Annotated in this window: 8 protein-coding genes; 7 read left to right on the top strand and 1 reads right to left on the bottom strand. The window is 67.0% G+C overall.

Features of this window, described 5'->3' with window-relative positions; translation table 11 throughout:
• The 3 genes from VFA16_RS20565 to VFA16_RS20555 form a co-directional block, all read left to right on the top strand.
• On the top strand, positions 1-1,050 hold a 1,050-nt coding region (locus tag VFA16_RS20565), incomplete at its 5' end, for a DUF4226 domain-containing protein (protein WP_324969602.1).
• Positions 1,051-1,125: 75 nt separating this feature from the next.
• Positions 1,126-1,443, top strand: a complete 318-nt coding sequence (locus VFA16_RS20560) for an ESX-1 secretion-associated protein (RefSeq protein ID WP_324969601.1) — start codon at positions 1,126-1,128, stop codon at positions 1,441-1,443.
• Positions 1,440-1,751: a DUF2694 family protein gene (locus VFA16_RS20555; protein ID WP_324969600.1), complete on the top strand. Its 312-nt coding sequence runs from the start codon at positions 1,440-1,442 to the stop codon at positions 1,749-1,751. Before VFA16_RS20560 ends, VFA16_RS20555 begins: the two co-directional genes overlap by 4 nt.
• A gap of 12 nt (positions 1,752-1,763) precedes the next feature.
• Here VFA16_RS20555 and VFA16_RS20550 read toward each other — a convergent pair whose 3' ends face one another.
• The gene (locus VFA16_RS20550) at positions 1,764-1,907 is read right to left on the bottom strand and encodes a hypothetical protein (protein ID WP_324969599.1); all 144 of its coding nucleotides are present in this window, start codon (positions 1,905-1,907) and stop codon (positions 1,764-1,766) included.
• Positions 1,908-2,308: 401 nt separating this feature from the next.
• Between VFA16_RS20550 and VFA16_RS20545 the strand changes: the two genes are divergently transcribed.
• The 4 genes from VFA16_RS20545 to VFA16_RS20530 all read left to right on the top strand — a co-directional run.
• Entirely contained in the window at positions 2,309-3,898 is a 1,590-nt protein-coding gene (locus VFA16_RS20545; RefSeq protein ID WP_324969598.1) for a DUF5631 domain-containing protein, read from the top strand.
• Between the two features lie 115 nt (positions 3,899-4,013).
• Positions 4,014-4,334 (top strand): DUF2710 family protein, encoded by a 321-nt coding sequence (locus VFA16_RS20540; RefSeq protein ID WP_414687778.1) that lies wholly within the window; start codon positions 4,014-4,016, stop codon positions 4,332-4,334.
• Positions 4,331-5,266, top strand: coding sequence for a transglycosylase (locus tag VFA16_RS20535; RefSeq protein ID WP_324969596.1), 936 nt, complete (start codon positions 4,331-4,333; stop codon positions 5,264-5,266). The genes VFA16_RS20540 and VFA16_RS20535 overlap by 4 nt, the downstream gene beginning before the upstream one ends.
• A gap of 2 nt (positions 5,267-5,268) precedes the next feature.
• A partial coding sequence (locus VFA16_RS20530; RefSeq protein WP_324969595.1) for a type VII secretion protein EccB occupies positions 5,269-5,703 on the top strand: 435 nt, incomplete at its 3' end.

Genomic DNA, 5,703 nt, shown 5'->3' with positions numbered 1-5,703 from the left:
GACGTCGAGGCCGCGGTGCGCACGCGAACCGATCTGGACACCCCGGCCGGCGCACGTGACTTTCAGCGCTTCCTGACGGGCAAGCTGCGAGAAATCCGTGCAGTGGTAGCCAGCGCTGGCCTCGACGACACTTCTAAGTCTGCACTGATGGCTGCATGGACCTCGCTGTACAACGGCTCGAGGTCGGGGCAGCAGAGTTCGGCTGGGCAGCAGCCGCCGCGCTCCGTTGCCGGCGCATCGCGGGGAACCAGCGCTGACCCGCAAGCGTCGGATACGGGGATGGACCCGTATCTCGATGCGCTGTTGGCAGACGATCCCGGATTGCTTCCCGACGATCTGACGGGGCGGGACCCGTCGCCGGCACCGCCGATGGCGCCGGCGATGCCAAGCTTTCCCGCCTTCGGCGGTGGAGCGATGCCGGCTGGAGGCGCGCTGCCGGCGTCCCTCCCGGGGTTCGGTATGCCGGGGGCGTTTCCGTTGGGTGGACTGCTGCCGGATAGCGCAAAGGAACGGTTACGAGAGGGGCCGGACGACGCGCTGATTGGGCCCGAAGAGCTGGCGTCGACCGAGCAACCGTCACCCGACGAACCAGAAGAGAGCGGCGATGAGAAGGCGGCTGAACCAACGGCCGCGCCCGAGCCGCAACCGGCTGGACCCACGACGGTGACGCTGCCCACCGGCGACACTGTCACCGCTGCCAGCCCGCAGCTCGCCGCGGCGATCAAAGCGGCCGCCGGCGGCACGCCTATTGCCGATGCGTTTCACCAGCAGGGCATCACCATTCCCCCGCCTGGCACCGCCGTCAGCGACCCGGTCGATCCGTCTCGCCTAGCGCCAGGAGATATCGGCATGTTCGCAGATCGGCACGCGCTCGCCCTCGGCAACAGCAAAGCGTTGCTGAACGGTCAGATTCAGCACATCTCCACCGTCAAAGGGCCAAGCTTTCTAGGCTGGGAGCACCCGCCGGCACCAGTGACGGCGGACGCACCGGCCAAGGCCGAAACACCGGCACCCACCCGGCCGGCGGCCGCGGTCGATACGTCACCGTGACAGCCGGCGGCAACCGGCACAGGGCAGAACCAGTGCGCCGACGAGGATCGCCGGCGCTTCAAGAGGAGATAGTGGATGGCAGATCAAGTTCATGTGGTGCCGGAGAGCTTGCGCGCAGCCGCTGGGCACCACCAGGAAGTGTCCGACTATTTGCGGGACATCCCGTCGTCGCACGGAGCAATTCAAGAAAGCCTGGACTCGCTTGGGCCGATCTTCAGTGAGCTGCGCGAAACCGGGCGTGAACTCCTTGAGCACCGGCGGCGCTGCTACGAACAGCAAGCCGACGACCACGCCGAGATGGCGCACAACCTGCGGGCGTCGGCCGACATGTGGGAGCAGCACGAGCATGAGGCCGCGCGCAAGCTGGGCAGCGTCGTTGACGACGGTCGATGACCGACCCCAACCCGAACTTCGACACCGTCCACCCGAGCGGGCACATCCTGTTCCGGTCCTGCCGGGGCGGGTACGCGCATAGCGTCGCGTTAAGCGAAGCGGCGATGGACACCGACGCGCAGACCCTGGCAGAGGGGATATTGCTGACCGCCCATGTGTCCTATCTCAAGGCGCTGACGGAAGTCCGCACCGAAATCGTTGCGGCTGGGCACACCCCGTCCGCGGAGGTCCCCACCGCACATCACCTTGACGTCGCGATCGAGAAGTTGTTGGCGCATGAACTGCACCCCCGACGCGATACCGCCTGAACCAACGACGGTTCAGCGCAGCCAAATCTTGACGGCGTCGGGATCCGGCGAAATGTTGGTAGGCGGCTCGATCGGGTTGGCGCCGAACAACTCTCGCGCGCGAGCAAGCAGCATGCGGACGTCGTCTAGTTGCTGTTGCAGCGCCGAATCGGTCACGCACCCACGCTACTGCGGCCCTGTCGCCCGCACAATTCACCCCGCCCTATTCGCCAGCACCGATCCGCGGTCATGGCGGGAGCGGCTCGGTTTGAGGCGCCGCGCGCCACGACGACGACCGGTGAGCAGGCGAAGCAGCAGCGAACTGCGCAATCGTCAGATACCGGTACGCTGTGCCGGTGGCGATCTTCGGCCGAAAGACGGCGCGCCAGCGCCTCCGGAGAGCGACCCGGGAATCCCTCGCGATTCCGGCCTTCAGCTCTCCGGTTGACTGCACCCCGTGGGTGATCGGCGGGCTTTGGCCTGCCGAACTGTCGACGGTTAATGCTGAAACGGCTACTGTCGCAGAATATCTCAAGGCTGACTTACAGCGGATCGTCAAGTCGGCCAACGAGGAACTCATGCGGGTCAGGCGGGCCGGGATGGCTGAGCCGGCACGGCAGGCCGAGGAGGCGCGAGTTATCAACGCCGCCAGGGCTTTTGCGGCTCGGCGAGTGGAGTCGACCGTTCGGCATCTGCACGGCATGAGGCAGGAACACACCGTGCCCCATGCCCGTCGGGACGCCGGCCGACACCCACAGCTCGCCGCCGGGGCACCGAGATTTAGGGTCGCCACGCCGCCGCCGCCAGTTGAGCCACCTACGGTTGAGCCGCCGTCAGTTGAGCCGCCGACGGTCGAGCGGTCCACCGATGTTGCCGCTGAGGATCGTCAGCAGTACATCAAAGACGGCGGCTTCCAGGCGACGCCGGAAGATCAAATGCCGTCCGAAACCGTCTCGACTGGCAAGCATGCGGCACCGGTCGAGGAACCGGAAGAAACCGAACCAGAGACGTTGGGCAGCCCGTCTCTGCCGGACGCAGTTGACACTGACGTGACGGAGGCTGTGGAGGCTGTGCCGCCGGAGCCCCTCGAGGCCGAGCACCGTGAGCCGAAAGCCGATGAGCCAGAGGCCGCCGACGCTACGGCGACACCGGAGACGCAGCCCGTCGGTGTCCCTAACGCCGTCGAGTCAGACAGTCTCACCGACTTCGCTGAGCCTGATGCGGTCGACGTCGCGGAGGTTCAGGACGCCGACGCCACGCCCACCCGCGAAAGCGAGCCCGCCGAGGCAACCCCGGTCCCCGAGACGGACGCCGCGGACGACACCGAGATCCTTGAGGCGCAGCCCGCGGACGCCACAGATGTCTTCCAGCCACAGCGCGCGGAGGCCACGGATGTCTTCGAAGCGGTGGCTGCCGACGACACGGGTGACTTTGGGAAGCCATCGCCTGCCGACACCGATGTCTTCGAGAAGGTGGCTGCGCCGGCGACTCTGGTCAGCGACGCTGAAGAGACGCCACCCGATGCGGAGACCGAGCGCGAGCGCCTACAGCGGTTGCTGCAGTTCGTCGCCCGTCAAGAGCCCGGACTGCGGTGGGCCGTCGGCGTTCGCGACGACGGGACCATCCTCGTCGTCACCGACCTGGCGTACGGATGGATACCGCCGGGCATCACCTTGCCAGCCGGTGTGCGGTTGCTCGAACCTGGACGACGCAGGGGCAACGCGGCAGCGTTGCTGGGACACACCATGGTCTCGGCGACCTACTCCCCCGGCGACTCGTTGGGCTGGGCGACCGACTTCGCCCTGACCGAATCCTCACGGCAACCCCGTGAGCTGCCGGAAGTCGAGGATCTCGGGTGGCTGCTCAGCGAGGCCACCCACTGGCGCGACGGCCTGCCGCGCATGGTGCACACCCTGGCCAAAGCCGGCGCCGCGGGGACCGGGGTCGTCGAGGCCGAACTTGACGTGCTTCGGGTCCACCTCGACACCGCGCGATACCAGCTTCTGGCGCAGTACCCCGATGTCGATCTGGCGCGGCTGCTCAACTGCCTGCTGTTGGCGGCCACCGAAGGCATCGCCACCGGAGATCGACTCTCAGCGAACTATCACTTCGCCTGGTTCCAGGTGCTCAGCGCCCCGCCGGCCAGCAGGTTCAGCGGCACGCCATGACATGATCGCGGCGCAGGTCGCCGAGACCGTCACGCCCGGCCACGTGTAGTGTCCAACAGCCAATGTCTGATAGACGGTATGAATTGACGCTGGTCGGAGGGGTCGTGATACTGGCATCGTGCCGGGGCCGAGCAGTCGGGCGAAGTTGAGCGATAAGGACCTCGTCGAATCGGTTTTGCGCGAACTGAGCGAGGCCGCCGACAGATGGGAAGCCCTCGTCGCGCAGGCCGAGACCGTGACCTACAGCGTCGACCTGGGCGACATCCATGCCGTCGCAAACTCCGACGGCCGACTGGTCGAGTTGACACTGCATCCGAATGTGATGACCGGATATACCCACGGCGAGCTGGCTGACCGCTTGAACATGGCGATCGCGGCGCTGCGCGAAGAGGCGGAGGCCGAAAACCAGGCCCGCTACGGGAAAGGCGTCCAGTGACGTCGGACCCGCTGGTGCTTCGTGCACTGGAGCTGCTGAGCCGCGGCCACGACCTGTATGGAGCCAGCCACTCCGCCACTGACCTGCCGGAGACGCCGCACCAACTGCGCGACAAGGCCGAGCGGATGCTTCAGCAGCACGACGCGGCGCGGTTCACCCTCCGGCGGGCACAGCGAATGGCTGACGTCCTGCGAAGCAACGCCGCGGACGACGGCGAGCTGGCCGCGGTGTTGGCCGACGCCCATGCCGACCACACACGAGGACGCCGCGCCGCACGGGCGGTACTCGAAGACGCACACGGCGACACGATGCCTGGGGCAGACACGCCGTTGGGGCGCCGAGAAGCACTGCGCCGCATGGCGGCTCGCCTGCAGATGCAGCGACGCCACATTCGCCGATCACGTCACGGGGCTCTGCTGCTGGCGCGGCGGCTGCGGCGACTCGGCTACCTGAGGCACACCGCGGCGAGCCGCCCGACATCGGGGGCGACGGCCATCCCGCTCAGCGCAGTCCGATACCACAGGTCTTTTCCGGCCGGGCATGTCAGGGCGCGCATCGCCGAGGCGCTCGATCGCATGGGAATCACCGACCCTGTGGCTCGGCGCAATTGGCTGCGCGGCTACGAGACGCTGATCGCTCGAGAATCCGGAGGGCGTGCGTGTGCGGTCGCATCCGAGCCGGCCACTGCCGTCGGCCCGCCGCAATCCGATGGTCACGGTCTCGGCTACGCACGCGGTATCACGCAAACGATCCCGGCCACCTTCGCGCGCTATCACCAACCGGGCACCTCGACCAATATCTATGATCCCGTCGCGAACATTTGCGCGTCGATGAACTATGTGATGCATCGCTACGGCGTCGCCGCGACCGGCGAGAACTTGGTTGCGCTGGTCCAGCAGGCGGACGCGCGTAGAGCGCCGAGAGGATATTGACCATGCCACTCAACCTGTCCAACCGCGACCAGAATTCGGGTCACCTGTTCTACAACCGCCGCCTGCGCGCGGCGATCACGCGGTTCTCGGTGCGGATGAAACACGACGACCGCAAACAGCAAGCGGCAGTGGCATTGTCGATCGTGTTCGTGCTCATCGGCCTGGGCTGGATGGCGTTGCTGCACATCTGGAAGCCTGCCGGGCTGGTCGGCCAGTCCGCGATCGTCGGCAACCGCGACACGGGCGCGGTGTACGCCAAGATCGACGGGCGGCTTTACCCCGCGCTCAACCTGACCTCTGCGCGGTTAGCGGTGGGCAGCGCGGCCGCACCGGCCTGGGTCAAGGCCAGCGAAATCGCCAAATATCCGACCGGGCCGATAATCGGCATCCCCGGTATACCGGATAGCCTCGCGGTCACTCCGAGTACGGTCTCAGCG

This window comes from Mycobacterium sp. (genome assembly GCF_035653355.1).
Classification (GTDB): Bacteria; Actinomycetota; Actinomycetes; order Mycobacteriales; family Mycobacteriaceae; genus Mycobacterium.
The sequence above is the reverse complement of the archived record's forward strand: the minus strand, read 5'-3'. Positions and strand labels throughout refer to the sequence as shown.

Coding starts and splice junctions, on each gene's coding strand:
- VFA16_RS20560 (WP_324969601.1), top strand. CDS start 1,126: ATGGCAGATCAAGTTCATGTGGTGCCGGAGAGCTTGCGCGCAGCCGCT.
- VFA16_RS20555 (WP_324969600.1), top strand. CDS start 1,440: ATGACCGACCCCAACCCGAACTTCGACACCGTCCACCCGAGCGGGCAC.
- VFA16_RS20545 (WP_324969598.1), top strand. CDS start 2,309: ATGCGGGTCAGGCGGGCCGGGATGGCTGAGCCGGCACGGCAGGCCGAG.